At 65.5% G+C, this 2380-nt stretch carries 2 protein-coding genes; both read right to left on the bottom strand.

What is annotated here, in order from left to right:
• Positions 1 to 196 precede the first annotated feature (196 nt).
• Positions 197 to 1000: an IS21-like element helper ATPase IstB gene (gene istB / locus WKW79_RS36835; RefSeq protein ID WP_340340166.1), complete on the bottom strand. Its 804-nt coding sequence runs from the start codon at positions 998 to 1000 to the stop codon at positions 197 to 199.
• Positions 990 to 2380: IS21 family transposase (gene istA / locus WKW79_RS36840; protein WP_340340167.1), on the bottom strand; the 1391-nt coding region annotated here is incomplete at its 5' end. The genes istA and istB, both read right to left, overlap by 11 nt.

The raw sequence follows: 2380 nt of genomic DNA on the forward strand, positions 1-2380 counted from the left end.
TGTCGGCGCCGGTTGAATTCTGACCCACCCTGCCGGTTGAACTTTGACCCGGGGACGGAGGCCGGCATCGTGAACGCCGACTGTGGATAACTGTAGCTCGTTCCCCCTTTCTTGCCTTGCTTGTTGATGCCGGATGTTCGGTCTCAGAGGGCGCGGAGGGCGAAGCCCGTAGCGCCTTGTCCCTGCCTGCGGTCGATCAGGCGATGTTCGCTGGTGGCGCTTTGGCTTCTTTGCGTTCTTGCTCCCGAGCGCGGATGCGCTTCTTCGAGTTGGCCGTGGCGTGAGTGATGCGGTAGCTGTCGTTTCCCGTCTCCACGATGTGGCAGTGGTGCGTGAGCCGGTCCAGCAGCGCAGTGGTCATCTTCGGATCTACGAATACGCTTGACCACTCGGCGAAGTCCAGATTGGTCGTCACCACCACGCTCGTGTGCTCGTAAAGCTTGGAGAGCAGGTGGAACAGCAACGCTCCTCCCGCTTGGCTGAAGGGCAGGTATCCCATCTCGTCGAGCACCACCGCGTCCAGCCGGAGCATGCTCGCGGCAATGCGCCCGGCCTTGCCTTGGGCCTTCTCCTGCTCCAGCGCGTTCACCAGATCGACCGTCGAGTAGAAGCGCACGCGCTTGCCGTGCTGCGTGATGCCCGCCACACCGATGGCGGTCGCCAGATGACTTTTTCCGCTGCCTGGCCCGCCGACCAGGACAACGTTGTGCGCCTCGTCGGTGAAGGCCATCTCCGCCAATTGCAGTACCAGCTTGCGATCGACCGGCGAGACCTCGAAGTCGAAGCCCGCCAGGTCCCGATGCACCGGGAACTTCGCCGCGTTCATCTGGTGGCTCACCGAGCGCGTGGCGCGCTCGGTCGTCTCGGCGCGCAGCATCTGCTCGACCAGCCAGCGCGATCGCTCCAGCTCGTCCTTGTTCTGCTCCAGCAGATCGGCCCAGGTCCCGGCCATGCCGTGCAGGCGCAGCGCCTTGAATTCGGCGATCACATCACACGTCATGGCCAGCCTCCTGGATGTCGCGCAGCCGGTCGTAGCGGGCGGTGTCCGCGATCGGCGGCGTCAGCACCTGCAGCGACGTCACCACGTTGGCCGGCCGGGGCGCAGCGTTCAGACGCCCCAGCACGTTGATGACGTGCTCGACGCTCACCCGCCCGGACGGGGGCGCGCTGTCGAGCGTCAATTCCACGGCCACCAGCACCGCTTCCAATCCCGCCGTCGGCACCAGGGCCAGCACCTTGGCCATGACGCGATCGCCACCGTCCTCTCGCAGCAAGCCGCGGCGAAGCCGTTGCAATGCTGGCGGCAAGTCGGTGAACGGCGCCCCGTTGCGCAGCGCCCCCGGCTTCCTCTGCACCAGCGGGATGTAGTGCTGCCAGTCGTAGCGCGTCTTGCCCTTGTCGCTCAGCCGCTCGTGCTCGGCCACGACGGCATCGCCGGCTACCACCGTCACCCGCGTCGGGTACAGGTGCGTGCTGACCATCTGCCCGGCCAGCTCGCACGGCACCGAATAACGGTTGCGTGCCACGGACACCAGGCAGGTGCTGCTGACCCGCGCCACCTCCTCGACATAGCCATCGAAGGCGGCAGGCATCGGCATCAGTTGCAGCCGCTCGTGCTCGAGCATCTCGGCGATGCTGAACTGCTTGTGTTCGGGATGCATGATCTCCTGCCACAAGGCCCGGCAGCGCTCGCCCAGCCAGGCATTGAGCTCGTCGAAGCTGGCGAAGCGCCGCTCTCGCGCCTCTATCCAGATGCGCCGGCGGCTGTCCTGCACGTTCTTCTCGACCACCCCCTTCTCCCAGCCCGAGGCCACGTTGCAGAAGTCGGGGTCGTACAGATAGTGCGCGCACATCACCGAGAAGCGCGCGTTGACGGTGCGGCCCTTGCCCTTGTGCACCTTGTCCACCGCAGTGCGCATGTTGTCGTAGATCCCCCGGCGCGCCACCCCGCCCAACGCCGCGAAGGACCGGGTATGCGCATCGAACAACATCTCATGCCCCTGGCTCGGATACGCCACAAGGAAGAACGCGCGGCTCGCGCACAGCTTCATGTGCGCGACCTGCAGCTTGCGGTAGATGCCCCCGATCACCAGCGCTTCCTCGCTCCAATCGAATTGGAACGCCTCGCCCAGTTCGAAGACCAGCGGCACGAACGCCTTGCCCATCGCGACGCCGCCTTGCTGCGCTCGCCATTCACGAATGAAGTCCGTCAACTGGGTGTAGCCGCCCTCATAGCCGGCTTGGGCAAGCTGCTGCAGCAGCGCCCGGGCAGTTCTGCGTTCCTTCTTCGGGCGATGCGCATCCGCAAGCAACGCCAGCTTCACCGTCTCCACGAACGGGGCCAACTTCGTCAATGCCGCGCGACGCTCGTACTTCGGCA

Source organism: Variovorax robiniae (assembly GCF_037889955.1).
GTDB lineage: Bacteria > Pseudomonadota > Gammaproteobacteria > Burkholderiales > Burkholderiaceae_C > Variovorax > Variovorax robiniae.

Coding starts and splice junctions, on each gene's coding strand:
- istB (WP_340340166.1), bottom strand. CDS start 1,000: ATGACGTGTGATGTGATCGCCGAATTCAAGGCGCTGCGCCTGCACGGC.